General features: G+C 67.9%; 27 protein-coding genes and 2 pseudogenes. 21 read left to right on the forward strand and 8 right to left on the reverse strand.

The window, feature by feature from the left end:
* The first annotated feature begins 19 nt into the window (after positions 1-19).
* From NC4_RS28145 to NC4_RS28155, 3 genes are all read left to right on the forward strand, one after another.
* Positions 20-1,660 carry an acyl-CoA carboxylase subunit beta gene (locus NC4_RS28145; RefSeq protein WP_067544148.1) on the forward strand — a complete coding sequence of 547 codons (1,641 nt, stop codon included), beginning with the start codon at positions 20-22 and terminating at the stop codon, positions 1,658-1,660.
* A 200-nt stretch (positions 1,661-1,860) separates the two neighbouring features.
* Positions 1,861-2,184: an acyl-CoA carboxylase subunit epsilon gene (locus NC4_RS28150; RefSeq protein WP_245721980.1), complete on the forward strand. Its 324-nt coding sequence runs from the start codon at positions 1,861-1,863 to the stop codon at positions 2,182-2,184.
* Positions 2,185-2,264: 80 nt separating this feature from the next.
* The gene (locus NC4_RS28155; RefSeq protein WP_067544152.1) at positions 2,265-2,939 is read left to right on the forward strand and encodes a Maf family protein; all 675 of its coding nucleotides are present in this window, start codon (positions 2,265-2,267) and stop codon (positions 2,937-2,939) included.
* On the opposite strand, the gene NC4_RS39440 is transcribed toward NC4_RS28155, so the two are convergent.
* On the reverse strand, positions 2,844-3,536 hold the full coding sequence (locus NC4_RS39440) for a helix-turn-helix transcriptional regulator (RefSeq protein ID WP_245721973.1): 693 nt from the start codon (positions 3,534-3,536) through the stop codon (positions 2,844-2,846). The two genes, NC4_RS28155 and NC4_RS39440, sit on opposite strands and share 96 nt — an antisense overlap.
* A gap of 265 nt (positions 3,537-3,801) precedes the next feature.
* Between NC4_RS39440 and NC4_RS28165 the strand changes: the two are divergent.
* The 5 genes and pseudogenes from NC4_RS28165 (at position 3,802) to NC4_RS28185 (ending at position 8,421) form a co-directional block, all read left to right on the forward strand.
* Positions 3,802-4,698: pseudogene (locus tag NC4_RS28165) on the forward strand (sulfurtransferase).
* Between the two features lie 175 nt (positions 4,699-4,873).
* Positions 4,874-6,667: an ATP-binding protein gene (locus NC4_RS28170; RefSeq protein WP_067544156.1), complete on the forward strand. Its 1,794-nt coding sequence runs from the start codon at positions 4,874-4,876 to the stop codon at positions 6,665-6,667.
* Positions 6,668-6,962: 295 nt separating this feature from the next.
* The gene (locus NC4_RS28175) at positions 6,963-7,244 is read left to right on the forward strand and encodes a hypothetical protein (protein ID WP_245721982.1); all 282 of its coding nucleotides are present in this window, start codon (positions 6,963-6,965) and stop codon (positions 7,242-7,244) included.
* Entirely contained in the window at positions 7,244-7,591 is a 348-nt protein-coding gene (locus tag NC4_RS28180) for a hypothetical protein (RefSeq protein ID WP_067544158.1), read from the forward strand. Before NC4_RS28175 ends, NC4_RS28180 begins: the two co-directional genes overlap by 1 nt.
* Positions 7,592-7,629: 38 nt before the next feature.
* Positions 7,630-8,421, forward strand: coding sequence for a biotin--[acetyl-CoA-carboxylase] ligase (locus NC4_RS28185; protein ID WP_067544160.1), 792 nt, complete (start codon positions 7,630-7,632; stop codon positions 8,419-8,421).
* Between the two features lie 71 nt (positions 8,422-8,492).
* Here the strand turns inward: NC4_RS28185 and NC4_RS28190 are convergent, their stop codons facing one another.
* On the reverse strand, positions 8,493-9,446 hold the full coding sequence (locus tag NC4_RS28190) for an acyl-ACP desaturase (protein WP_067544162.1): 954 nt from the start codon (positions 9,444-9,446) through the stop codon (positions 8,493-8,495).
* Between the two features lie 168 nt (positions 9,447-9,614).
* Here NC4_RS28190 and NC4_RS28195 point away from each other — a divergent pair, with 168 nt between their 5' ends.
* The 6 genes from NC4_RS28195 (at position 9,615) to NC4_RS28220 (ending at position 14,807) form a co-directional block, all read left to right on the forward strand.
* Positions 9,615-10,160 carry a PH domain-containing protein gene (locus NC4_RS28195; RefSeq protein ID WP_067544163.1) on the forward strand — a complete coding sequence of 182 codons (546 nt, stop codon included), beginning with the start codon at positions 9,615-9,617 and terminating at the stop codon, positions 10,158-10,160.
* A gap of 9 nt (positions 10,161-10,169) precedes the next feature.
* Entirely contained in the window at positions 10,170-10,847 is a 678-nt protein-coding gene (locus NC4_RS28200) for a response regulator transcription factor (protein ID WP_067544166.1), read from the forward strand.
* A gap of 46 nt (positions 10,848-10,893) precedes the next feature.
* Entirely contained in the window at positions 10,894-12,225 is a 1,332-nt protein-coding gene (locus NC4_RS28205; protein ID WP_067544168.1) for a sensor histidine kinase, read from the forward strand.
* Between the two features lie 125 nt (positions 12,226-12,350).
* Positions 12,351-12,734: a hypothetical protein gene (locus NC4_RS28210; RefSeq protein WP_067544169.1), complete on the forward strand. Its 384-nt coding sequence runs from the start codon at positions 12,351-12,353 to the stop codon at positions 12,732-12,734.
* A gap of 40 nt (positions 12,735-12,774) precedes the next feature.
* Positions 12,775-13,479 carry a response regulator transcription factor gene (locus tag NC4_RS28215; protein ID WP_067544258.1) on the forward strand — a complete coding sequence of 235 codons (705 nt, stop codon included), beginning with the start codon at positions 12,775-12,777 and terminating at the stop codon, positions 13,477-13,479.
* A complete protein-coding gene (locus NC4_RS28220; RefSeq protein ID WP_067544171.1) occupies positions 13,476-14,807 on the forward strand; it encodes a sensor histidine kinase in 1,332 nt (443 codons plus the stop codon). Before NC4_RS28215 ends, NC4_RS28220 begins: the two co-directional genes overlap by 4 nt.
* A 57-nt stretch (positions 14,808-14,864) precedes the next feature.
* Here the strand turns inward: NC4_RS28220 and NC4_RS28225 are convergent, their stop codons facing one another.
* Positions 14,865-15,407 (reverse strand): GtrA family protein, encoded by a 543-nt coding sequence (locus NC4_RS28225; protein WP_067544173.1) that lies wholly within the window; start codon positions 15,405-15,407, stop codon positions 14,865-14,867.
* Between the two features lie 64 nt (positions 15,408-15,471).
* On the opposite strand from NC4_RS28225, the gene NC4_RS28230 reads away from it, so the two are divergent.
* The 5 genes and pseudogenes from NC4_RS28230 (at position 15,472) to NC4_RS28250 (ending at position 19,761) form a co-directional block, all read left to right on the forward strand.
* Positions 15,472-16,698 carry a 5-(carboxyamino)imidazole ribonucleotide synthase gene (locus NC4_RS28230; protein ID WP_067544175.1) on the forward strand — a complete coding sequence of 409 codons (1,227 nt, stop codon included), beginning with the start codon at positions 15,472-15,474 and terminating at the stop codon, positions 16,696-16,698.
* Positions 16,691-17,194, forward strand: coding sequence for a 5-(carboxyamino)imidazole ribonucleotide mutase (purE, locus tag NC4_RS28235; RefSeq protein WP_067544177.1), 504 nt, complete (start codon positions 16,691-16,693; stop codon positions 17,192-17,194). Before NC4_RS28230 ends, purE begins: the two co-directional genes overlap by 8 nt.
* Before the next feature lie 5 nt (positions 17,195-17,199).
* Complete coding sequence (locus tag NC4_RS28240; protein WP_067544179.1) at positions 17,200-17,931, forward strand: TetR family transcriptional regulator; 732 nt, start codon at positions 17,200-17,202, stop codon at positions 17,929-17,931.
* A 174-nt stretch (positions 17,932-18,105) separates the two neighbouring features.
* Positions 18,106-19,263: pseudogene (locus tag NC4_RS28245) on the forward strand (acyl-CoA dehydrogenase family protein).
* A 153-nt stretch (positions 19,264-19,416) separates the two neighbouring features.
* Positions 19,417-19,761 (forward strand): hypothetical protein, encoded by a 345-nt coding sequence (locus tag NC4_RS28250; RefSeq protein ID WP_067544181.1) that lies wholly within the window; start codon positions 19,417-19,419, stop codon positions 19,759-19,761.
* Here the strand turns inward: NC4_RS28250 and NC4_RS28255 are convergent.
* The 3 genes from NC4_RS28255 to NC4_RS28265 form a co-directional block, all read right to left on the reverse strand.
* On the reverse strand, positions 19,758-20,048 hold the full coding sequence (locus NC4_RS28255; protein WP_067544183.1) for a GNAT family N-acetyltransferase: 291 nt from the start codon (positions 20,046-20,048) through the stop codon (positions 19,758-19,760). The two genes, NC4_RS28250 and NC4_RS28255, sit on opposite strands and share 4 nt — an antisense overlap.
* A 46-nt stretch (positions 20,049-20,094) precedes the next feature.
* Positions 20,095-21,414, reverse strand: coding sequence for an FAD-binding oxidoreductase (locus tag NC4_RS28260; RefSeq protein ID WP_067544260.1), 1,320 nt, complete (start codon positions 21,412-21,414; stop codon positions 20,095-20,097).
* Positions 21,415-21,762: 348 nt separating this feature from the next.
* Positions 21,763-23,214 (reverse strand): MFS transporter, encoded by a 1,452-nt coding sequence (locus NC4_RS28265; protein ID WP_245721975.1) that lies wholly within the window; start codon positions 23,212-23,214, stop codon positions 21,763-21,765.
* A 156-nt stretch (positions 23,215-23,370) separates the two neighbouring features.
* Between NC4_RS28265 and NC4_RS28270 the strand changes: the two genes are divergently transcribed.
* Both NC4_RS28270 and NC4_RS28275 read left to right on the forward strand, forming a co-directional pair.
* Entirely contained in the window at positions 23,371-23,952 is a 582-nt protein-coding gene (locus tag NC4_RS28270) for a TetR/AcrR family transcriptional regulator (RefSeq protein WP_067544185.1), read from the forward strand.
* Between the two features lie 9 nt (positions 23,953-23,961).
* Positions 23,962-24,282 (forward strand): GroES family chaperonin, encoded by a 321-nt coding sequence (locus NC4_RS28275; protein ID WP_067544187.1) that lies wholly within the window; start codon positions 23,962-23,964, stop codon positions 24,280-24,282.
* Positions 24,283-24,328: 46 nt separating this feature from the next.
* Here the strand turns inward: NC4_RS28275 and NC4_RS28280 are convergent, their stop codons facing one another.
* Both NC4_RS28280 and NC4_RS28285 read right to left on the reverse strand, forming a co-directional pair.
* Positions 24,329-25,117 carry an SDR family oxidoreductase gene (locus tag NC4_RS28280; RefSeq protein ID WP_067544189.1) on the reverse strand — a complete coding sequence of 263 codons (789 nt, stop codon included), beginning with the start codon at positions 25,115-25,117 and terminating at the stop codon, positions 24,329-24,331.
* A 71-nt stretch (positions 25,118-25,188) separates the two neighbouring features.
* Complete coding sequence (locus NC4_RS28285) at positions 25,189-25,764, reverse strand: TetR/AcrR family transcriptional regulator (protein WP_067544264.1); 576 nt, start codon at positions 25,762-25,764, stop codon at positions 25,189-25,191.
* Positions 25,765-25,835: the final 71 nt, after the last annotated feature.

The following is a 25,835-nucleotide window of genomic DNA, read 5'->3' on the forward strand; positions in this document are numbered from 1 at the left end:
ACTGGTTACACTCCCGGTCATGACGAGTGTCCAGCAGCAGCCTTTGCCGGGGTCGGCGGGCGCCCCTGATATCCACACCACCGCCGGCAAGCTGGCTGATCTGCGCAATCGGCTGGACGAGGCCAAGCACCCCATGGGCGAGGCCGCCGTCGACAAGGTGCACGCCAAGGGCAAGATGACCGCGCGCGAGCGCATCCTCGCCCTGCTGGACGAGGGCTCGTTCGTCGAACTCGACGCGCTCGCCCGCCACCGCAGCGTGAATTTCGGGCTGGCAGACAATCGTCCGCTCGGCGACGGCGTGGTGACCGGCTACGGCACCGTCGACGGCCGCGACGTCGGCATCTTCTCCCAGGACGTCACCGTCTTCGGCGGCTCGCTGGGCGAGGTGTACGGCGAGAAGATCGTCAAGGTCATGGATCTGGCGCTCAAGACCGGCCGCCCGCTGGTCGGCATCAACGAGGGCGCGGGCGCGCGCATCCAGGAAGGCGTTGTCTCCCTGGGCCTTTACGGTGAGATCTTCCACCGCAATATCCAGGCCTCCGGCGTGATCCCGCAGATCTCGCTCATCATGGGCCCGGCCGCCGGTGGCCACGTGTACTCCCCGGCGCTGACCGACTTCGTCGTCATGGTCGATCAGACCTCGCAGATGTTCGTCACCGGTCCGGACGTCATCAAGACCGTCACCGGCGAAGAGGTCACCATGGAGGAGCTGGGCGGCGCCCAGACCCACATGGTGAAGTCCGGTGTCGCGCACTATGTCGCCTCCGGCGAGCAGGACGCCCTCGACTACGTCAAGGATCTGCTGTCCTACCTGCCCAGCAACAACCGCGCCGAGGCCCCGCGCTTCCCGGCCTCCGACCCGATCGACGGAGCCATCGAGGAATCCCTCACCGAGGAAGACCTCCTGCTCGACACGATCATCCCGGATTCGCCGAACCAGCCGTACGACATGCACGAGGTCATTCGCTGCCTGGTGGACGACGACGAATTCCTGGAGGTGCAGGCCGAGCGCGCGATGAACATCATCGTCGGCTTCGCCCGCATCGACGGCCGCAGCGTCGGCATCGTGGCCAATCAGCCCACCCAGTTCGCGGGCTGCCTGGACATCGACGCCTCGGAGAAGGCCGCGCGCTTCGTGCGCACCTGCGACGCCTTCAATATCCCGATCATCACCCTGGTGGACGTGCCGGGCTTCCTGCCGGGCACCGGCCAGGAATACAACGGCATCATCCGCCGCGGCGCCAAGCTGCTCTACGCCTACGGCGAGGCCACTGTGGGCAAGATCACAATTATTACCCGCAAGGCCTACGGCGGCGCCTACGACGTCATGGGCTCCAAGCACATGGGCGCGGATGTGAATCTGGCGTGGCCCACCGCACAGATCGCGGTCATGGGCGCCTCCGGCGCGGTCGGCTTCGTCTACCGTAAGCAGTTGCAGCAGGCCGCGGCCGAGGGCTCCGATGTGGACGCCCTGCGCCTGGAACTGCAGAACGAGTACGAGGACACCCTGGTCAACCCCTACGTGGCCGCCGAGCGGGGCTATGTGGACGCGGTCATCCCGCCCTCGCACACCCGCGGGCAGATCGTGTCGGCACTGCGCCTGCTCGAGCGCAAGATGGTGTCGATGCCGCCGAAGAAGCACGGCAACATTCCGCTCTGATGAAGCGATATAGCGCGGGATGGGGCGCACACTGTGCACAGGACATACCGCGCATTACCGCCTCATCCGAGCAAAGATGGTAGAAGACTGCCCTCGCCACCGGGGGTCGTAACGAATACCGTTTGCGGACCGGAGACCCCATTCCGCGAACTCAGCCGCCCCGGCGGCGATTGGACAGGAGGACTGGCGCTGTGACGACCATGGCTGACGAAGAGGTACTGCGCGCCGCCGAACTGGATCTAGCGGTCGACGAGTTGGCGGAAGCGGTCGATACGGCCGTCGTCGCCGGAACCGAACCGTCGCCCGGGAGCGCGGGTCCGCTCATCCAGGTCTTGAAGGGCAATCCCACCGATGAGGAGCTCGCCGCCCTCGTCGCCGTGTTCACCGCCGCCGCGGCGAGCGCCGCGGCCGCCCCGTCGAAGAACGGCCCGGCCGATATGTGGGGCCGCCCCACGCTCTCGCACCGCGGCTCCTCGCCGTTCTCGCCCTACGCCTTCCCGGCCCTGTCGCACCTGCGCGACTGACCGGCATGAGCGGTCAGGCCCGGAGGCGGCAGCTTGCGTAACCACGGAGGGCCCCGCTCATGCCGAATTGGGCGCAGCCTGTGACGACTTTCGTTCTGGCGTCCCAGTCGCCCGCCCGGCTCGGTGTGCTCCGCAATGCGGGGGTCGAGCCGGTGGTACGGGTATCCAATGTGGACGAAGACGCGGTGGCTGCCGCCCTGCCGGAGGGCACCGCGCCCGAGATCGTCGTGATCGAACTGGCCAAGGCCAAGGCTCGTGACATCGCCGCGGCCATCGCGGCCGAGGGCAATGCCGCCGGTGAATTCGCCGATTCCGTTGTGGTCGGCTGTGACTCGATGCTGCTGGTGGACGGCGTGCTCCAGGGCAAGCCGCTGACCCCCGAGGTGGCGCGGGCGCGCTGGGCCGAGATGGCCGGGCGCAGTGCGGATCTGCTCACCGGGCATTGCGTGCTGCGCGTGCGTGACGGCGAGATCGTCGGCGAGGCCGCCGAGTGCAGTTCCACCACCGTGCATTTCGCCAAACCCGAACCCGAGGAGCTCGACGCCTATATCGCCTCGGAGGAGCCGCTGTGGGTGGCGGGCTCGTTCACCCTGGACGGTATGGGCGGCTGGTTCGTGGACCGGATCGACGGGGATCCCTCCAGCGTGATCGGGATCGGGCTACCGCTGGTTCGTCGACTGCTTGCCGACGTAGGGGTCGGCATTGCGCAATTGTGGGTCGCCAGTGCGCAATTGCGGGGCGATACGGCCCGTTGAGGTCGCCAGCCGGGGCTCCCCGGCGGTGTCGTCCACATCCGGAACCGATTCGGGCGTGCGGGCTTTCAGCCATTCCAGGCGCGCCACGCACAGTTCCGGCTCCACGAACGGATGCAGGCGGACCGAGACCTGATCGCGGCCGCCATTGCGGTCCAGGACTTCTCGCATGAGCCCCAGGTGCACACCGCACACCACTTCGGAATGCGTGCGCGCGAGTTCGCGCAGCGGGCAGGCGGTGAGCCGGATCATGACCTGCTCGTCGGTCTCGGTGTCGTGCTCGCGCTCCGGCGCGAAACCGAGTTCCGAGGCCAGGGTGACGGTGAGATCCTTTGCGTCGTCCAGGGATTCGACGGGCTGATCCACCGATTCCATTTTCGCGCCCCAGGCGCGGCCCGCGGCTATCGCGGCATCGGAGCGCCGCCGCGGATCACTGCCGAGTTGATCGGCCAGCACTTGCGCCAATTCCTGATAGCCGACCGATCGCTGCACCGCGGTATATCCGATTCGCGGACGGCCGCGACCGCGTGGGGGCTGTTGAAATTGGCGGACCAGGGATTCCCGGGTGAGGACGTCCAAATGGAAACGAACCGTAGTCACATGTTGACCGGTGACGCGCGCCAGTTCCTGCGCGTCGAGAGGCTCGCTGGCGCCACGTAGGATCGCAAGCAGTCGCCGTCGCGGCCAAGAATCGGACATAGCTCACCCCTCCTCCCGGGAGACTTTATCGGATGAAGCTGCGCTTAATTCGCCCAATCACCCGATTCGTGATCTGAAACGAGTTTGGTATCCACCACATGCCTACGATCGGTGTCGAGAATCGAACCGCCAATACTTAACCCAACCACGCGCTAAGGACCACACTGTGCCCGTCGCCCCGGATCCGCATCACTCGTTCGGCTCCTACGCACATCCTCACCTACTAGTAACCACAGAATGGCTGTCGGCAAACATCGGCGCGCCGGGGCTCAAGATCATCGAGTCCAACGAGGACATATTGCTATACGACATCGGGCATGTCCCGGGGGCCATCAAGCTCGACTGGCGGAACGAGCTGATCGACCCCCTGACCCGCGATGTGATCGACGGGCAGCGCTTCGCGGCCCTCATGCGCGCCAAGGGCATCGGCCGCGACGACACCGTCGTCATCTACGGCGACCGGGCCAATGGCACCGCGGCGGCGACGCTGTGAATCTTCAGCCTCTTCGGGCACGCCGACGTGCGCCTGCTGGACGGCGGCCGCGATGCCTGGATCTCCGAGGCCCGCGACACCACCTTCGAATTCCCGGTCACCGGATACGGGGAATACCCCACCGCCGAGCGCGACGACAAGTCCGCGCGCGCCTTCCGTCAGGACGTCGTGGCCAATCTCGACGTGCCGCTGGCAGACGCTCGCGTCTTCGAGGAGTACACCGGCGAGCTCGTGGAGCTGGATCGCCCGGACGAGCAGGCGCTGCGCGCGGGCCACATCCCGTCGGCCGTCAGCATCCCCTGGACGGCCGCGGTGGGCCCCGATTCGCGTTTCCGGCCCCGCGCCGAACTCGATGTCATCTACGGCGGCGTGCTCGGCGCCAGCGCGCCCATCGTCTACTCCCGTATCGGCAGGCTGTCGGCGCACACCTGGTTCGTTCTCACCTTCCTGCTGGGCGTGGACCGGGTCCGCAACTACGACGGCGGCTGGACCGAATGGGCCAATTCGGTCGGTATGCCGACCGCCACGGGGGCCGAGCCCGGTGTGATTCCCACGGCGGCGCACCCCTGACGTCTACCCGGCTACCGCCCGATAACTTGACTGAGGCGTTCGAGGCGATAGGTTCGATGAAACCCTCGCTACGAGAGGTGTTCCTACTCTCGGGTAGCCCTATCCCCGTTCGGCGCTTGTTGGCAGACTGCCTACACTCGCCCACGACGAAAGTTTTCAGAGCACAGGAGGCTCAGTGCCCAACCATGCCAACGCGCAGATCACAAAGGTCCTCGTAGCCAATCGAGGCGAGATCGCCGTGCGCGTGATCCGGGCCGCCAAGGACGCCGGAATCGCCAGCGTCGCCGTGTACGCGGAACCGGACGCGGAGGCGCCGTTCGTACAGCTCGCCGATGAAGCCTTCGCCCTCGGCGGCCAGACCTCGGCCGAGTCGTACCTGGTGTTCGACAAGATCCTCGACGCCGCCGCCAAGGCCGGCGCGGACGCCATCCACCCCGGTTACGGCTTCCTGTCCGAGAACGCCGATTTCGCCCAGGCCGTGCTCGACGCGGGCCTGATCTGGATCGGCCCCTCCCCGCAGTCCATTCGCGATCTGGGTGACAAGGTCACCGCCCGCCACATTGCCGAGCGCGCGCAGGCGCCCATGGCCGTGGGCACCAAGGATCCGGTCAAGAACGCCGACGAGGTCGTGGCGTTCGCCAAGGAGTACGGCGTTCCGGTGGCCATCAAGGCCGCCTTCGGCGGTGGCGGTCGCGGCATGAAGGTCGCGCACACCATCGAGGAGATTCCGGAGCTGTTCGAGTCCGCCACCCGCGAGGCCATTGCCGCCTTCGGCCGCCGCGAATGCTTCGTGGAGCAGTACCTGGACAAGGCCCGCCACGTCGAGGCGCAGGTCATCGCCGACAAGCACGGCAATGTGGTCGTCGCGGGCACTCGCGACTGCTCGCTGCAGCGCCGCTTCCAGAAGCTGGTCGAGGAGGCCCCGGCCCCCTTCCTGTCCGACGAGGTGCGCTCCAAGATCCACGAGTCCGCCAAGCGCATCTGCAAGGAAGCCAGGTACTACGGCGCGGGCACCGTCGAGTACCTGGTGCAGGGCGAGACTGTGTCGTTCCTCGAGGTCAACACCCGCCTGCAGGTCGAGCACCCGGTCACCGAGGAGACCGCGGGCATCGACCTGGTGCGCCAGCAGTTCCGCATTGCCGAGGGCCACGAGCTCACCATCAAGGAGGATCCGGCGCCGCGCGGGCACTCCTTCGAATTCCGCATCAACGGTGAGGACGCCGGGCGCGGCTTCCTGCCCGCCCCCGGTCCGGTCGTCGTCTACAAGGAGCCCGCGGGCCCCGGCGTGCGCGTCGACTCCGGCGTGGTCGAGGGCTCGGTCATCGGCGGCCAGTTCGACTCCATGCTGTCCAAGCTCATCGTCACCGGCGAGAACCGCGAGCAGGCGCTGCAGCGCGCCGCCCGCGCCCTGGCCGAGTACCGGATCGAGGGCCTGGCCACGGTCATCCCGTTCCACCGCCACATTGTCGAGAACCCGGCGTTCATCGGTGACGGCACCAAGTTCGACGTCTACACCAAGTGGATCGAGAACGAGTGGGACAACCCCATCGAGCCCTACACCGGTGGCGTGGCCATCGAGGAGGACGACGAGGCCCCGCGTCAGAAGGTGGTCGTCGAGGTCGGCGGCCGTCGCCTCGAGGTGTCGCTGCCGGGCCAGTTCTCCGTCGGCGCCGGTGCGGCCGGAAACGGCGCGGGCGTCATTCGCAAGAAGCCCAAGCCGCGCAAGCGCGGTGGCGGCGCGGGCGGCGCGGCCTCCGGTGACGCCGTGACCGCGCCCATGCAGGGCACTGTCGTCAAGGTGGCCGTCGAGGAAGGCCAGACCGTCGAGGCCGGTGACCTGGTCGTGGTGCTCGAGGCCATGAAGATGGAGAACCCGGTCACCGCCCACAAGGCCGGTGTCATCACGGGCCTGTCGGTGGAGGCCGGAGCCGCCATCACCCAGGGCACCGTGCTCGCCGAGATCAAATAACAACTCTCGTAACTCTCAGGGGTTCCCCTGAAACCCCACGAGATTCGATCGGGCCGCTCACCAATGGTGAGCGGCCCGAATCGCTTTCGGGGTCCGGGGCTTGCCCCGAGGTCGTGTGGGGGTTCGGGGGCGAAGCCCCTGAGAGCTTCCGAGAGTTGGGTTCGGGGCTAAGGTCGTGGCATGGCTGAACCACCGGAGATTCGCATCGGCACCGCGGAGCGGGAAGAGGCCATGAAGCAGTTGTCGGATCATTTCGCGGCCGGGCGGCTCAGCGTGGCCGAGTTCGACGAGCGCAGTGCGATCGTGGACGCGCGGGGATCTGGCGCCCGTGTTCGCGGATCTGCCCGCGCCGGTGGTGGAGAAGGCCGCCGGGGAGCGGCAACCCAAGGGGCGGAGTCAGTGGCGCGAGCAGCGGGTCATGCCGCTGGTCCTGATTCTCGCCATCGTGCTGTTCTTTCTCACCAAGCACTGGTTGGTATTCCTGCTCATTCCGGTGGCGGCCACCCTGCTGTTCGGGAACATGTGGGCATGGTGGGCGGACGACCGCGACGAGAAGAAAAAGAAGCGCGAGGATTGATGGAACCCATCGAAATCAATGCGGGCAGTTGGTACTTGCGGGCATTGCGGGCCGACGAGCGGATCGACGACCGACCCGCACTGGCCGACGGCGGGATCACCGATCCGGAGTACGTGGCGCGGCGCACCGTCGAATGGGCTGACGAGACGCATTTCTCGTGGGCGGTGTGCGTGCCGACGACCGCGGAAATGGTCGCGGAGATCGGCGTCACCCCCGGCACGGACGGCACCGCCGCGGTGACCGGCTGGGCCCGCACGGGATTCGAAGCGGCCCTCGAGGACGGCCTGGTGACGGTGCGCAGGTTCACCGCCGGAGCGCTCGGACTGGAGCCCCGGGACCTCGCGTGATGCCATTTCCGCCGCACCGGGTGGGGTAGCCTGCGGGCATGGACAGGCCAGCGTTGGATATCGAGCGGTTGCGGCGCGAATCGGCGGCGGAGAGGTTCTTCTCCGGCGTGGAGGTGGTGGAGTCGACGGGGTCGACGAATGCGGATCTCGTTGCGCGCGCGGCCGATTCGGACCTCGATCGGGTGGTGCTCATCGCCGAGGCGCAGGAGCACGGGCGCGGGCGGCACGAGCGGGTCTGGGTGAGCCCGCCGCGGGCGCAGCTCGCCATGTCCCTGCTGGTGCGGGTGCGCGGTATCGATCCGGCGGTGCTGGGCTGGCTGCCCCTGCTGACCGGGGTGGCCGTGGTCGACGCGGTGCGGGCGGTCACCGGGGTGAAGGCCGTGCTCAAGTGGCCCAACGACGTTCTGGTGGACGGCCGCAAGGCGGCGGGCATCCTGGCCGAGATCGCGGCGGTGGGCCCCGATCCGGCCGTGGTGGTCGGCGTCGGCCTGAATGTGAGCCTCACCGAGGCGGAACTGCCTGTCCCGCACGCCACCTCGCTGCTGCTGTCCGGGGCCGCAGAGACCGATCGCACCGAACTGGCGGCGGCCGTCATGCGCGAATTCGGCCGCCGCTTCACCGCCTGGGAAGCGGTGCGCTGGGACATCACGGAATTGGCCGCGGCCTATCGGGAGCGCTGTTCCACCATCGGCGCCCAGGTGCGCGCCGAACTGCCCGGCGGCGAGATCCTCACCGGCATCGCCACCGGCGTGGACGAGAACGGTCGCCTGCTCATCGGTGACCGCGCCGTCTCGGCGGGCGACGTCACCCACCTGCGCGCCGAGTACTGACCTCCGCCGCCTCCCCGGGACTACCCGGACCTCGCGAGATCGGTTGTCACGTTCCGGGGAGGCGAGGGACGTCAGGCGGGCTGGAGGTGGCCGCGGGCGGCCTCGCGGGCGAGCATGCGGTCGCGCTGCTCCTCGAACTTGAGCACATCGGCCTCGAGCTTCTCGACATAGGAGCCGAGCTCCTCGCGCGCCTTCTCGCCGCGTGCGCCGAAGTCGTTGCGGCCGAAGATGTTCCAGTGCTTGATGACCGGGTTGACGACCTCTTCCATGTGCTGGCGCAGATCGTAGATGCCGTGTTTGGCCATCATGACGCCATTGCGGCGGAAGTTGGGCATCCCGGCGCCGGGCATGACGAAGTTGGTGAGCACCTTCACGATCGCCTCGAGCGCCTGATCGGGCACCAGATCCAGTCCGGCCCCGCACATGGTGCGGTAGAAGATCATGTGCAGGTTCTCGTCGGCGGCGATGCGCTGCAGCATGCGGTCGGCGATGGCGTCATTGCACACCTTGCCGGTATTGCGGTGCGAGACGCGGGTCGCGAGCTCCTGGAAGGTCACGTAGGCGACGTTCTCCAGGAAGCCGCCCCAGTCGTCGGGGGACTGCGCGCCCTGGGTCATGTGGATCATCCGGGCCTCTTCGAGCGCGACCGGATCCACGCCCCGGGTGACCACCAGATAGTCGCGGATGACGATGCCGTGCCGGTTCTCCTCGGCCGTCCAGCGGCCCACCCAGGTGCCCCAGGCGCCGTCCTGGGAGAAGTTCTCGGCGATCTCGCGGTGGTAGGAGGGCAGATTGTCCTCGGTCAGCAGATTGGTGATCATGGCGATCTTGGCGACCTCGGACAGCGTGGACTGCGCGGGATCCCAGTCCTCGCCGCCCATGGCGGCGAAATTGCGGCCCCGGTCCCACGGCACGTAATCGTGCGGGTTCCAATCCTTGGCCATGGACAGGCGGCGGTTCAGGTTCTCCTCGGCCACCGGTTCGAGCTCTGTGAGTATCTGGAACTGCGTCAACTCTCGGGTCACACACGCCTCCTGTGTCATGCGCCGGTCAGGCTCCGGACGGGTCGTGCAGGGGACAGCTCGCGAAAGGCAGATCGTGGTCGCCGATGCTACGCGGCGGACGCAATATTGTGCTTCACACCGCTGCTCGGCGTCAGGCATTCTGACATCTCGGCGCGGTAGGTTGTGCGCATGGGTTATCCGGAGGAGGCATTGGCGCCGGAGGAGCAGCTGCTGCTGCACCGTCATCCGCATTGGAAGATGTTGTTCTGGCCCGCTGTAACTTTCATCCTGATCACCGCATTGGCCGGGTTCGCCGCGGGCGTGGTTTCGCGGCGCGTCGCCGATCCGCTGCGCGGTTGGCTGCTGCTCGCGATACTGGTCCTCTGGCTGGGGATCGTGTTGTGGCGCAGCGTCTCCGCACTCATTCGGTGGAAGTCGACGCATTTCATCGTGACCGATCGGCGGGTGCTGATCCGCCAGGGTGTGCTGACGCACACCGGAATCGATATTCCGATGAACCGCATCTCGAATGTGCAATTCCGGCACGGCCTGTTCGATCGGATGCTCGGCACCGGAACGCTCATTATCGGATCGGCCTCGGACGAACCTCTCGAATACGACGACATCCCGCATGTGCAAAAGGTGCACGCCATGCTGTATCACCAGGTCTTCGATGTGGTGCAGAACAATGGAAACGGCGGCGGCTACTACGGATCCGAGGCGGGCTACCCGTAGGCTTGTCCCGTGACCGCCGTACTGCTGGCCGAAGACGACGAGGCGATCGCCGCGCCGCTATCGCGAGCGCTGGGGCGCGAGGGCTATTCGGTGACCGTGGAGAGCTACGGCCCCGCGGTCCTGGAGCGAGCCCTCGAGGGCGGCCACGACCTGCTGATTCTCGATCTCGGCCTACCCGGTATGGACGGCCTCGAGGTCTGCCGCCAGGTGCGGGCCCAGGGCGCGGATCTGGCGGTGCTCATGCTCACCGCGCGCACCGACGAGGTGGATTTCGTGGTCGGCCTGGATGCGGGCGCCGACGACTACGTGGGCAAACCCTTCCGGCTCGCGGAATTGCTGGCGCGGGTGCGAGCCCTGCTGCGGCGCAGCGGAATCGGGGACGAGGCGGTGGAGGTCGGCGGCATCCGGCTGGAACCGGCCGCCCGGCGGGTGCTGGTGAACGGGCTCGAGGTGAATCTCGCCAACAAGGAGTACGAGCTGCTCAAGGTGCTCATCGACCGGGCCGGGCAGGTGGTGTCGCGGGAGACCATACTGCGCGAGGTGTGGGGTGACGCCGACCTACGCGGGTCCAAGACCCTCGATATGCACATGTCCTGGCTACGCCGGAAGATCGGCGACGAGGGGCCGGTGGCCGAGCGCCGGATCGTGACCGTGCGCGGCGTAGGCTTCCGCTTCAACACCGACTAGCACGCTCATTCCTCCCGAAGGCCCGGCGAAGCGAGGCATCTCGACGATGAGACGCAGAATTCTGCTGTCCATGGTGGCTGCGCTGACCCTCACCACCCTCGTCCTCGGTGTGCCGCTGGCCTTCACGGCCTGGCAGTGGGTGGAGGACATCAGCCGCGGCGAACTGCGCAGCCGGCTCGACCGGATCGCGGTCGAGGTGGTGGCCCAGGAGCAGGACGACGGGCTCGTGCACGGCGAACTCGATCTGCGCTCGATGAAACCGCTCATTCCCACCGGCGGGCGGCTGACCATCGTGTACCCGACGCCCCAGGACAATGCCTCGCGCATCGATATCGGCGTGGAACTGGTGCGCGATCCCATCTCGGAATCCCTGGCCATGGGCACCTCCGGCTCGCTGCGACTGGAAACCCCCGCGGCGCCGATGCATTCGATGCAACGCCAGGCCCTGGGCGCGGTGCTGGGCCTGGTGCTCATGTCGCTGGGCGCGGGCATCGCGGTGGCGGTGGTGACCGCGCGCCGGGTGGCCGATCCGCTGCGCGATGTGGCGGCGCGCGCCGCCCGGCTGGCCAAGGGCGACTTCCGCGCAGATCCGCGTCGGCACGGCATCACCGAACTGGACCGGGTCTCCGACGTGCTGGATTCGGCGACGGTGGAGATCGCGGGCCGCTTGCAACGCGAGCACGCCCTGGTGGCCGATGTCTCCCATCAGCTGCGCAGCCGGTTGACGGCGGTCCGCCTGCGCCTGGACGAGCTGTCCACCCACGACGATCCCGATGTGGTGCACGAGGCGGAAGAGGCCATGGCGCAGGTGGATCGGCTCACCGACGCCATCGACGAGCTGGTGCGCGCCTCCCGCGACGAGGGCGCCGCCGACCGCGATCCGGTGCCGGTGGTGGCGGAACTGCGCGGGGTGGTGGCCGAATGGCGGCATCCGTTCGCGGAGGCGGGCCGCAAACTGGTGCTGCTGGGCGATCCCACGCTGACCGCGCCGGTGACCGGTTCGCGGCTGCGGGAGGCCCTCGCGGTGCTGGTGGACAATGCCCTCATGCACGGCGGCGGCACCTGCACGGTCTCGGTTCGCACCGTGGTCTCGGCGCGCACGGTGACCGGCGGCCGGGACGATCGCGATCCGCTGGTCTGCGTGGAGGTCGCCGACGAGGGCGACGGTGTGCGCGACGAACTCGCCCCGCACATCTTCGACCGCGGCTTCTCCGCCGCCGGATCCACCGGCGTCGGCCTGGCCCTGGCCCGCGCCCTCATCGAGGCCGACGGCGGCCGCCTGGAACTACAGCGGCGCCGCCCGGCCCTGTTCGCGGTCTTCCTCGGTTCCTCGACGGCGGACCGGCCCTCGAATACCGCTATGGCAGAACCGCGTTGACGCCGCACGGCCTTTCTATCGATTCCCTAACCATTCGCTAGCGTCCGCTGAGAAATCGCTCCATACCTTCGGACTCGTCCAGAACAGACCGGTGAGCTATCGCCGACGAGATCGAAGGAACGCTTATGCAGAAGTCCACTGTCCGCCGGGGCATCATCGGCGGCGGCGTCGCGGGCGCCGCCGTCATCGCCGCGCTGCTGGCGCCGGGCGTCGCGAATGCCGACACCCCCGATGACGTCTCCCGTCCGGTCGTGGTGGCCCCCGCCGTCCCGCTGCCGGACGATGCCGAGGGCGTGTTGGTCACCAAGGACGAGAACGGCACCGTGACCGTGCACCGCGGCCAGCTGCCGCCGGGCGCGGTCCCGGCCCTGCCCATCGGGCCGGGCGCCCCCGCGGAACCCGGCGTCCGCCTCGGGCAGCGGCCCGAGGTGACCATCGTCCAGCCCGACGGCCCGCACGTGCTGGTAGCCCCGCGCCCCGCGCTGCCGAGCACCGACAGCGCCGGGTGATTGATCGGGTCTTCACAGGTCGGGGCGGGTGAGCGTCAGTATCGTCGGTGGGGTGAGTAACCCGCGGATCCTGGTGGTCGACGACGACGCCCGGGTGCTGGAGTCCATAGCGCGGGGGCTGCGGCTGTCCGGTTTCGAGGTCGAGACCGCGACGGACGGGGCCTCCGCGCTGCAGCGCATTACCGCGAGCGCGCCGCAGGCCATGCTGCTGGATCTCAATATGCCGCTGCTCGACGGCGTCCAGGTGGTGACGGCGCTGCGCTCGTTCGGCAATGACATTCCGATCTGCGTGCTCAGCGCCCGCTCCGAGGTGACCGACCGGATCGGCGCCCTGGAGGCCGGGGCCGACGACTATCTCACCAAACCGTTCGATCTCGGCGAGCTCATCGCCCGCCTGCGCGCCATGCTGCGCCGCGCGCCCGCCCCGGCGCACGAGTCCGATGACCGGGTGGTCATCGGACCGCTCGTCGTGCACCCCAGCGCCCGCCGCGCCTATGTCGACGGCACCCTGATCGACTTCACCAAACGCGAATTCGACCTGCTGCTGGCGCTGGCCTCCGCGTCCGGTCAGGTCTTCTCCCGCGCCCAGCTCCTGGACCGCGTCTGGGGCTACGACTTCGAAACCCAGACGAAAGTGGTCGACGTGTTCGTCTCCTATCTGCGCCGCAAACTCGAATCCACCGGCACGCCCCGGCTCGTCCACACGGTGCGCGGCGTCGGCTTAGTCCTACGGACGGACGCATGAGGGCGCGGCGGCCGCTGTCGCTGCGGACGCGGGTGGCGCTGGCCAGCGCCGCGACGGCGGCGATCGTGGTCGGGGCGATGAGCGCCCTGCTGTTCCTGGTGGCTCCTACTGATGCGCGGGTACAGGCCGGAACGCTGGTCAGCTCGCTCGCCATCACCCGCGCGGAGGGAACCGCGCCGGGGGACATGCCCCCGGGCGAGGTCGCCCAGGGCAGTGTCGAACCGGCCCTGCCGACTCTGCCGACCGTGGATGCCGACGCCGTCCGCGAGGGCAAGCTGTTCATCAAGGGTGCGGTGCCCGCTGTCCAAGCGCCGGACGTACCGGATTCGCCGGACTTCCAGCGCACCGTGCCCGTCGACGGCAAGCCGGTGATGATCGCCATTTCCCGTGACGCGGTGGCGGATTCGGTCACCACGCAGCGCACCCGGATCGTCGCCATCGGGGTGGGCGCGACCGCGCTGGCGGCCCTGTTGGGCTGGTATTTCGCCTCGGGCGCGGTGGCTCCGCTGCGGCGGCTCACCGCGGCCACCGCCGGGCTGGGCGACCGGCTGGAGTTGGAACCGTCGCGGCGGTCGATGGCCAGCGAGACCACCGAACTGGCCGAGGCCATGAACACCATGCTGGGGCGGATCGCCGACGAGCGCCGCCACACCAGCGAAGCCCTGGTCACCGCACGGGATTTCGCCGCCACGGCCGCGCACGAACTGCGCACGCCGCTGACCGCCATGCGCACTGATCTGCAGGTGTTGCGCTCGCTGCCGCTGTCCGAGGCAGACCGCGCCGGGATTCTCGACGATGTGCTGGCCAGCCAGCAGACCGTCGAATCCACCCTGTATGCCCTGGAGCGCTTGACCGTCGGCGATCTCACCACCGAATCCGATTGGGAGGATGTGGATCTGGGCCAGCTCGTGGACCAGGTCGTCGACGACGCCCGGCACGCGCATCCGGCGGTGACCATCGACGCCGAGGCCGTGGAGCCCGTCCGCCTGCGCGGTCTCGTCGCCGGATTGCGTTCGGTGCTCGACAATGCCATCACCAATGCGGTCCGCCACGGTGCGGCCGATCGCATCGAGATCGCCGTGCGCGAAGCCGCCGAATCGGTCGTCCTCACCGTCGACGACAATGGCGGCGGCATTCCGGAAGCCGAGCGCGCCAAGGTCTTCGAGCGTTTCCATCGTGCCAGCTCGGCTCCGGGCAGCGGGCTCGGCCTCGCCCTGGTCGCACAGCAGGCCCGCCTGCACGGCGGTGATGCCGAGATCGGCGAGAGCCCGCTCGGCGGCGTCCGGCTCACCGTGACCATGTCGCCGCGGACCGCCCGAAACGATTGACCCGGAAACGACTGCGGCCCGGAACCTTCGGGTTCCGGGCCGCAGTGGTGTCGATTGTCAGCTGTGTCCGAGTTGTTCCTCGTTGACGAGGTCCTCGAACTCCTCCTGAAGCTCCTTCATTTCATCGGGGAACACCCACTTGCGCAGCGCCCAGAATCGGAACGCCATTTGCAGCAGATTGCCGATGATGAAGCCGCTGATGAAGTCGGCGATGTTCTCGACGGTGAAACTCGCATCCGGCTGGCGCAGATCGAACACGTAGCTCGACACCCACAGCGGGACACTCGCGAGCAACACGCCGATGCCGCTCACCACGAAGAACAGCAGCGCTTCATGATGCTTCTCACGGCCGCCGCGCTTATCGAAGGTCCATTCGCGGTTCAGGATGTAGGACGCGATGACCGCGATGACGCCGGACAGGATGCGCGCGACCGTCGGTTTCGGCTCCAGTACGGTCAATTTCAGGATGTAGAAGATCCCGATGTCGATGACGAACGTGGTCGCGCCGACAATCGCGAACTTGATTAGTTCGGAATGGCGGTCCGCGAGGTCCCGCAGCGGTTTGGGCAGGACGTTTATCACGTCGTCGACAAATGACACGGAGCGAGTCTACGTCTCTCGCGGAAGTGATGAGCAACCCGCACGGTAGGGGCCGGTAGGTGTCATGACAACATTGACGAACGTGAGCGCCGTCCGTTCCTTCGATTCCTCCGCCATGCCCACCGTCACCATGATCGGTGGCGGCCAGCTGGCGCGCATGACCCATCAGGCGGCCATTGCGCTGGGCCAGCGGCTCCGGGTGCTCGCCGAACGCCCCGACGATCCGGCCGCCCAGGTCACCCCGGACGTGGTCTACGGCAGCCACGGCGATCTGACGGCCCTGCGCAAGGCCGCCGTCGGCTCGCACGCGCTGACCTTCGATCACGAGGGCGTGCCCACCGAGCTGCTCGAGGCGCTCATCGCCGAGGGCGTGAATGTGCAGCCGCCGCCGAGCGCGCTCATCTTCGCCCAGGACAAGCTGGCCATGCGGCACAAGCTGGGTGAGCTGGGCATTCCGATTCCGGCCTTCGCCGAAGTGAATTCGGTCACCGATGCCGTCGCCTTCGGTGATGCGCACGGCTGGCCCTTCGTCCTGAAGGCGGTGCGCGGTGGTTACGACGGCCGCGGCGTGTGGATGCCCGCCGATGCCGCCGAGACCGAGCGGATCGTGACCGACCAACTCGCGCACGATGTTTCGCTACTGGCCGAGGCCAAGGTGGATCTGAAGCGGGAACTCTCCGCCATGGTCGCCCGCTCCCCGTTCGGACAGGCCGCCGCCTGGCCGGTGGTGGAGACCGTGCAGCGCAACGGCCAGTGCGCCGTCGTCATCGCCCCCGCCCCGGACCTGCCGCAGGACAGGGCGACCGAGGCCTCGGCCCTCGCACTGCGCCTGGCGTCGGAGCTGGGCGTCACCGGCGTCATGGCCGTCGAGCTCTTCGAGACGCACTCCGGCGAGCTGCTGGTCAACGAGCTCGCCATGCGCCCGCACAACTCCGGGCACTGGGGCATGGACGGCGCCTGCACCGGCCAGTTCGAACAGCATCTGCGCGCGGTCCTGGACTACCCGCTGGGCAGCACCCGCCCGCTGGCGCCGGTCACGGTCATGGCCAATATCCTCGGCGCGGCGGAGGCCCCCGAGATGTCCATGGACGAGCGCCTGCATCACCTGGCCGCCCGCCTGCCCGAGGCGAAGGTGCATCTTTACGGCAAGGGCGAACGCGTCGATCGCAAGATCGGCCACATCAATATTCTCGGCGACGACCTCGCCGAGACCCGGGAGAAAGCCGAGCGCGCGGCGCACTGGATGTCGCACGCCATCTGGACCGATGGATGGGATCCACATCATGACTGACACCGCACAGGTGGGCCTGATCATGGGCAGCGACTCCGACTGGCCCACCATGGTGGCCGCCGCGGAGGCCCTGGCGGAGTTCGGTATTCGCTTCGAGGTCGGCGTGGTCTCCGCGCACCGCACCCCGCAGCGCATGCTCGACTACGCCAAGGAGGCGGCCGGTCGCGGCATCCAGGTCATTATCGCGGGCGCGGGCGGCGCGGCCCATCTGCCCGGCATGGTGGCCTCGGCGACCCCGCTGCCGGTCATCGGCGTCCCGGTCCCGCTCAAGCACCTGGACGGCATGGATTCGCTACTGTCGATCGTCCAGATGCCCGCGGGCGTCCCGGTGGCCACCGTCTCCATCGGCGGCGCTCGCAATGCGGGCCTGCTCGCGGTGCGCATCCTGGCGGCCTCGAACCCCGAATTGCGTTCGCGCATGGAGCAGTTCCAGGCCGATCTGGAGAAGATGGTCCTGGAGAAGGACGACGCCCTGCGCAGCAAGCTGCTGAGCTGACGCCCATGGTGACCGCCCCCGGTTACGGTGGGCGTGTGGCCCCCGATGATGACGCGACCGCGCGCCGCCTGACCGTGGTGGATCAGGCGCTGCGCCTGTTCGCCGAGAAGGGGTACGAGGCGACGACCGTCGATGAGATCGCGGACGCGGCCGGGATTTCGCGGCGGACCTTCTTTCGGCAGTTCCGGTCCAAGGAGGATGTGGTCTTCGCCGACCACGAATCGCAGCTGGCCCAGGCGCGGGCTTTTCTGGATGCGGCGCAGGGTGATCCGTGGGATGCGGTGTGCGCGGCGGTGGTCGAGGTGTTCGAGCGGTTCACCCAGTGGCGGGAGCTGGCCGCGCGCCGGTATCGGGTGGTGCGCCAGGAGCCCGCGCTGCGCGAGCGCGAGATCGTGACGGTGTTCCGCTACGAGCGGTTGTTCACCGATTACCTGCGCGGCGCGCTGCGGGGTGAGTCGGATTTGGCATTGGTGCAATTCACCGCGGCGGTGACCGCGACGCACAACTATCTGCTGCGCCGGATGGTGCGCGGCGAGTCGGATGCGAGTCCCGCCGATCTGCGTGTTGCATTGGCCTCGATTCCGCACGGGGGTGCGGGAGGTTTGCGCGCGGGGTCCGCGGAGTCCGATTCCGCCGCCGCGGCGCGGGCCGAGCAGATGGTGGTCGCGGTGTTCCCGCGCGATATGCCGCCCCGGCAGGTCGCCGATCTTCTGGCCCATCGGCTGGATACGCTGTGACCGGCCCGCAGTGGCAGAGATGACACTGCGTGCCAGGGCTTCCACGGGCAGTATGCGCATGTGGCCGCGATTTTGCGGCGTATACTCGGGCTCGATTGGCACTAAGTGCCGAGATGCTGGTGACGGCGCTGGCCAAGCAGCGGCGATCCCGACCGACGAACCAGGAGTGAACCCATGGCGGGCAACCCCGATTTCAACCTGTTCCAGCTCGAGGACTTCCACCACGAGCTGCGCGAGGCCATTCGCGGCCTGTCCGAGAAGGAGATCGCCCCGTACGCGAAGGACGTGGACGGCAAATCCCGCTTCCCGGAGGAGGCGCTGACCGCCCTCAACGCCGCGGGCTTCAATGCCGTGCACGTGCCCGAGGCCTACGGCGGCCAGGGCGCGGATTCCGTCGCCACCTGCATCGTCATCGAGGAAGTGGCCCGCGTCTGCGGTTCCTCCTCGCTGATCCCCGCCGTGAACAAGCTCGGCACCATGGGCCTGATCCTGCAGGGCTCCGAGGAGCTCAAGCACAAGGTGCTGCCCGACATCGTGAACGGCAAGATGGCCTCCTACGCCCTGTCCGAGCGTGAGGCGGGCTCCGATGTCGCCTCCATGCGCACCCGCGCCAAGGCCGACGGCGACGACTGGATCATCAACGGCTCCAAGTGCTGGATCACCAATGGCGGCAAGTCCGACTGGTACACCGTCATGGCCGTCACCGACGCCGAGAAGGGCGCCAACGGCATCTCCGCGTTCATGGTGCACAAGGACGACGAGGGCTTCGTGGTCGGCCCGCTGGAGCACAAGCTGGGCATCAAGGGCTCCCCGACCGCCGAGCTGTACTTCGAGAACTGCCGCGTCTCCGGCGACCGCATGATCGGCGCCCCGGGCACCGGCTTCAAGACCGCGCTGCAGACCCTGGACCACACTCGCCCGACCATCGGCGCGCAGGCCGTGGGCCTGGCCCAGGGCGCGCTGGACGCCGCGATCGCCTACACCAAGGATCGCAAGCAGTTCGGCAAGACCATCGCCAGCTTCCAGAACACCGAGTTCATGCTGGCAGATATGGCCATGTAGATCGAGGCCGCCCGCCTCATGGTCTACACCTCGGCCGCCCGCGCCGAGCGCGGCGAGAAGAACCTGGGCTTCATCTCCGCCGCCGCCAAGTGCTTCGCCTCCGATGTGGCCATGGAGGTCACCACCAATGCCGTGCAGCTCTTCGGCGGCGCGGGCTACACCACCGATTTCCCGGTGGAGCGAATGATGCGCGATGCCAAGATCACTCAGATCTACGAGGGCACCAACCAGATCCAGCGCGTGGTCATGTCGCGCCAGCTGCTGCGCTGAATTCGGTTCAATAGCTAGGGGATTGCTCCGGGGATCGACCTGCCGTCACTTCGACGGACGGTCAGTTCGCCGGAGCTTTTCTTTACCTTTTCCTCAGGTAAAGCCGTGGTTTCGGGACTGTTTTGCCGACCCGGGCGGGGGCACTATGGATCCATGGCCGGAGTCGAAATCAACGACACCTTCGTCCGGCGCACGCTGGCCAATGGACGGGTGGAAGAGGTCGCGTGGACCGAACTCGCGGAGGTGCGGATCATTACGACGGCGGACGGGCCGTTCGCCGAGGATGTGTTCTTCGTGCTGATCGGGGCGACCGGCAAGGGTTGCGTGGTGCCGCATTCGGCGGCCGATACCGCGTTCCTGGCCCGTTTGCAGGCGCTGCCGGGTTTCGACAACGACAAGGTGATCGAGGCCATGTGCAGTGTCACCGATAAGCAGTTCCTGGTGTGGCGGCGCCGCGAGCCGCCGCGCTACGGCGACACCCGCAGCCGCGCGAATTAAGCCACCAGATCGGCGTATTCGGGGTGCTCGGCAATGTACTTCTCGACGTACCAGCAGGTGGGGACGACCGAGAAGCCTTCTTCCCGTGCGTTGTTCAGCGCGTACTCGACGACCTGCGCGGCCACGCCGCGGCCGCGGAACTCGGGAAAGGTGAGGGTGTGCTGGATGTCGCGGATCCTGGTCTCGCCCTGGGCGCGCTCCGCGTAGTCGGCGTAGCCCGCGAGGGTGTCGTCGAGATAGATCTCGTAGCGGGTGGCGTCGGCATTGTGTTCCAGCCTGGTACTCATGATCGGGTTGAACTCCCTTGTGAAGTGGATTGTTCCGGGGAGCCCGCTAGACGACCGCGCCGGGATTGAGAATCCCGTGCGGATCCAGGGCGTCTTTGATGCGGCGCGTGAGCGCCATCACGTCGGGGCCGAGCTGATCGGGCAGCCAGGCCTTCTTGAGCCGCCCGACGCCGTGCTCACCGGTAATGGTGCCGCCCAGGCCGATCGCGAGGTCCATGATCTCGCCGAAGGCCAGATGCGCGCGTTCGGACTCGGCCGGGTCGTTCGGATCGTGCACGATCAGCGGGTGGGTATTGCCGTCGCCCGCGTGCGCGATGACGGAGATGAGCACCTCGCGCGCACGGGCGATCTCGGCAATGCCGTTGACCAGCTCGCCCAGCCGGGGGAGCGGTACCCCGACATCCTCCAGCAGCAGCGGGCCTTTGCGTTCCACCGCCGGAATGGCGAATCGCCGTGCGGCGCAGAAGGCCTCGCCCTCCTCCTCGTCATCGGTGCGGAAAGCCTCGGTGGCCCCGGCCTTTTCGCAGGCGGCCAGCATGATGTCGGCCTCCAGCCCGGCGTGCTCGCCGGGGGCGTCCGAGCGCGCCACCAGGAGTCCGGCGGCCTGACGGTCCAGGCCCATGCGCAGTTCGTCCTCGACCGCGTTGATGGCGACCGAATCCATGAACTCCAGCATGGACGGCCGCAGCGTCCCGGTGATGGCCAGAATCGCCTCGGTGGCGGCGGTCAGCGTGGGGAAGGTGGCGACCACCGTCGACTGCGGCGGCTGCGCGGGCAGGAGCCGCAGCGTGAGCTCGGTAATGATGCCCAGCGTGCCCTCGCTGCCCACGAACAGCTTGGTCAGCGAGAGCCCGGCCGAATCCTTCAATCGGGGCCCGCCCAGCCGCACCGCGGTGCCGTCCGCCAGCACGACCTCCATACCGAGCACGTAATCGGTTGTGACGCCGTACTTCACGCAGCACAGCCCGCCCGCATTGGTGGCGGCGTTCCCGCCGATGGAGCAGATCTCGAACGAGGACGGATCCGGCGGATACCACAGGCCCTGGGCGGCGACAGCTCGCTTGACCTCGGCATTCAGCAGTCCGGGTTGCACCACGGCCGTCCGCGTGACCGGATCGACGCTGATCTCCCGCATCTTCTCGGTGCTCAGCACCAGCGCCCCGGACTGCGCGGTCGCTCCGCCCGACAATCCGGTGCCCGCCCCGCGCGGCACCACCGGCACCCGATGCTCGTGCGCCCACCGCACCACGGCCGACACCTGCTCGGTGGTGGTCGGCCGCACCAGGGCGAGGGCCGTCCCGGCCTCCGGATCCAGCGCCCGATCCTGCCGATACGCGCCCAGCACATCGGGATCGGTCACCACCATGCCGTCGGGCAGCAGATCGCGCAGGATGTCGAGGGCGGCAGAGCTGTTCGGGTCCACACCCAGAAACTACGTCTTCGGACCCCGATTGTCCGGAACCGGTGCCGGATCAGCCCTGTGCGGATCCGGAGGCCAGCAGCCCGCGGAGGATGGCGAGCAGGTAAGCGACCGTATCGGTGGGGCCTTGCGGGTTTATCGGGTTCATGGGAGTTCCTTTCGCACAACAAGATCAAATTCGAGTTCGATCCTGGCACGATGGCGGAAATCGGCGAATCCCCGTATTCCTGCGCCCGAGAAAGCAGGGGCGCGATATCCCGGGAGATATCGCGCCCCAGTCGGGGTTCGCGCCGATCAGTGCGCGGTGGGCCGGTTCAGCGCGAACGCCGCGATCAGCACCACCGCGATGACCGCCAGGGCGCTGAGCCCCGCCACATCCATGCCGTGCACGAAATCGCCTCTGCCGTGCGCGTTTCCGAGCGCGCTGAAGAAGATGGTGCCGAGCACGGTCGCGCCGATGGCATTGCCGAACTGCTGCGCGGAGGTGAGCACCCCGGCCGCCATTCCGGCCTGATGACCCGGAACGCCGGAGGAAAGCACCGCGCCGATGGTCGCCGGGATGGCCATGCCATTGCCCAGGCCGACCAGCATCATGCCGGGGATGAGCACAGTGGCGCTGACCGCGGAGCCGTACCAGGCCAGGACACCGCTGGTCACCAGCATGCCGAGCAGGCTGATGCTCGCGCCCAGCAGAATGACCCGATTGCCGATCCGCTCGGCGATGCGGCGGGCGTAGAACGAGCTGAGGGCGAAGCACAGGCCCAGCGGGGCGAAGGTGAGCCCGGCCGCGAGCGGGTCCATGCCCAGGCCGTTCTGCAACAGCAGGGTCAGGCAGAGCATGAATCCGGCGAAGAAGGTCAGATAGCCGCCGGAGACCACCATGCCCGCCAGGAACTTCCGGTCACCGATGAGGTCGGTGTCCAGCACGGGCTGGCCGCCCGCGCGCAGCAGCCGGTTCTCGTAGCGCAGGGTCAGCAGCAGCATCGGGGCCGCGGCGGCCAGCGAGATCCAGGTCCACAGCGGCCAGCCCTCCGGGCGACCGAGCGTCACCGGGATCAGCACCAGCGCGAGCGCCGTCGAAATGCCCAGGGCGCCGAGGAGATCCAGGCGCGGCCGCGAGGTCTGCTCGTGCCGCGGCAGCCAGCGCGCGGCGAGCGCGGCGGCGGCGATGCCGATGGGCACATTGATGAGGAACAGGCTCCGCCAGCCCCATCCGAACAGGTCGAGATCGAGCAGGACGCCGCCGAGCACCTGACCGGCCACCGCGCCGATACCGATGGTGGCGCCGAATCCGGCCATGGCCCTGGGGCGTTCGCCCGCCGGGAACATGGTGTTGATGAGCGCCAGCACCTGCGGAATCATGGCCGCCGCGGTCATGCCCTGCAGCACCCGGAATCCGACCAGCGACCAGGAGTTCCACGCCAGTCCGCAGAGCAGCGAGGCGAGGGTGAAGGCCAGCATGCCGACGACGAACATGCGCCGGTGCCCGAACAGATCGCCGAGCCGACCGCCGGTGACCAGGCCGCTGGCATAGGCGAATCCGTAACCGCCGACGACCAATTCGAGGGCGGCCTCGGAGGCAGCGAGGTCGTGCTGCAGGGACGAGGCGGCGACATTGACGACGAAGTAGTCGAACATCGCCATGAACATGGCGCTGAGGATCACCGGCAGCGCCCGCCACCGCGCCGCGAACTCACCCGGTGCGGCGGACGGGACTGCGGCGGGCGGGTTGTGAAGACTTGTCACGTGGTTCTCCCGAACGGGTAAGCGGGAAATAGGGGACGTGGGGCGCGACGTTGCGCCGGAATGCGGATCTCGCGAGAGGTTAACCAACTGGTTGGTTGAAACTATTTCACCGCATCGCGCACCGTGTCAACTGATTAGTTGGTTACCATTGTGGACATGGCACCCAGGGATCCCGAAGCCACGAAGGCGCGTATCTTCGCCGCCGCCATGGACGAATTCGCCGCCTACGGCATCGCCGGGGCCCGGGTCGACCGCATCGCCCGCAATGCCAATGCCAACAAGCAGCTCATCTACGCCTACTTCGGCGATAAGCAGCAGCTCTTCCATCAGGTCCTGGAGAAGGCCGTGCTCGATGTCGCCGAATCGGTGACCACCGATATCGAAGACCTCGACACCTGGATCGACGAGCACATCGACTACCACCGCGAGCATCCCGAGTTGCTCCGCCTGCTCATGTGGGAGGCCCTCGAACTCGGCCCCGGCAACAGCACCGCCGGTGAGGTCCGCGCCGAGCGCTACCTCCAGAAGCGCACCAAGGTGGACGCCGCCCAGGGCAAGGGCCTCATTCGCGCGGATATGCCGCCCGGCTATGTCCTGCTCCTGCTCATGGGCATGATCAACTATCCGGCCATGCTGCCCCATGTCGTTCCGTTCGTCCTCGACGGCGACGCCGATCTGGATCAGGTTCGCGCCTGGACCAGGGACGCCGTCCGCCGCGTGGTCGACGCCCCGCAGTAAACTGCCGCGGTGTCCGATCCAAAGCTCGAAATCCAAATGCTGCACGACCGCGTCATGGTGCGCATCAACCAGGAGGCGGGCGAGCGGCGCAGTAGCGGCGGCATCCTCATTCCGGCGACCGTCCAAGTGGCCAAACGCCTCTCGTGGGGCGAGGTCTGCGGCGTCGGATCCCATGTCCGCGCCGTCCACGTCGGCGATCAGGTGCTCTTCAGCGCCGAGGATCAGTACGAAGTGGAAATCCAGGCCCAGGCCTACTACGTCCTGCGCGAGCGCGACCTGCACGCCGTGGCCAACGAACGCCCCGAACACGGCACCGGCCTCTACCTGTAAATCGCGACGGACCGGAACCCTCGCGGGTCCCGGGCCGCTGCCGCCGTCAGAGCGTCTTGACGGTGCCGCTGTCGATGACGAAGTCCGCGCCGACGATGTTCCCGGCGCGCTCGGAGACCAGGAAGGCGACCAGATCGGCCACCTCCTCCGGTTCGGTGATGCGGCGCGCGGCAATGCCGAACTGCTCCGGCAGGGCGGCCAGGAAGTCTTCCTGCGCAAGGCCGTTGGCCGCCGCGAACTTCGCGCCGATATTGCCGGGACCCCGCCACAGCTGGGTGCCGACCACGCCCGGCGATACGGTGTTCACCCGCACGCCCTGCGGACCGAACTCCTCGCTGAGCCGCTTGCTCAGCGCGGTGAGCGCCGCCTTGGCCTCGCTGTAGCCGGAGGGTCCGACGGCCGGGAGGCGCGAGTTGATGGAGGAGACGGTCACCATCGCCCCGCGCCGTTCGATCAGGCTGGGCAGTGCCGCGCGGGTGGTGGTGACGACGCCGAAGAGGTTGAGCGCGAAGACATCTCGCCACTGCTCATCGGTGATGTCGAGGAAGCCGCCGAGGTTGAACTTGTCCCCGTCGCCGCCGCCGACATTGTTGACCAGGATATCGAGCCCGCCGAGTTCGGCCAGCGCCGCCTCGACCGCGGCGAGGGCTCCCGCGCCGGTGCTCAGGTCGGCGGATACGGTTCCGGCCGCGGCCTTTTCGAGTTCGGGCGTAATGGTGCGGGCGACGCCGAAGACGCGCACGCCCGCGGCGGCCAGCGCTTCGGTGACGGCCAGTCCGATGCCCCGGCTGGCGCCGGTGACGAGGGCGGTCTTGCCGTTCAATCCGAGATCCATGGTGCGTACCTTTCTTGAACTACAGGTCAAAAACTAGGGCAAAAGAAGAGGCCGCCCGGAGCGGCCCGTGGTCAGAGTGTGGTCAAAGCGGTGTCGATGATTCGGTACAGCGTCTCGTGGTCGGAAATCTTGGCCGAAACCCGCAGTCCCATAATGGTGTTCAGCAGGAACTCGGCCGTGGCCCGCGGATCGGCCTCGGCCCGCACATCCCCGTCACGCCGCCCCTGTTCGATGCGCGCGACGAACGCCTCGACCATGTGCTCCTGCGCGACGGACACGGCGCGCGTCGCTTCCGCATCCCGCCCGCCCAGCTCCATGGCGGTGTTCACCATCATGCAGCCCCGCCGGATCGGTTCCGCCAGATCGGAATCCACCGTGAACCGCATCCACGCCCGCAGCCGCTCCCGGGTCGTCCCTGGCTGGTTCAGGATCTCCGTGCATAAATCCACCCCCTGCCGGTCGTACCGCTCGAGCGCCCGATCGAACAGCTCCCGCTTGCTGCCGAACGTGTTGTACAGACTCCCTTTTCCCACGCCGGTGGCCTCGGCCAACTGTGCGGGCGAGGTATTGCCGTACCCATGGGTCCAGAACGCCTCCATCGCACGGATCACCACGGCGTCCGTTTCGAAGTTGCGTGGCCTGCCCATGGACATGAAAATACCCCGTTCTTGACCTCGGGGTCAAGAACGGGGTATCTCCGTGAATTCGCTACAGCGCC

Source organism: Nocardia crassostreae (assembly GCF_001613405.1).
GTDB lineage: Bacteria > Actinomycetota > Actinomycetes > Mycobacteriales > Mycobacteriaceae > Nocardia > Nocardia crassostreae.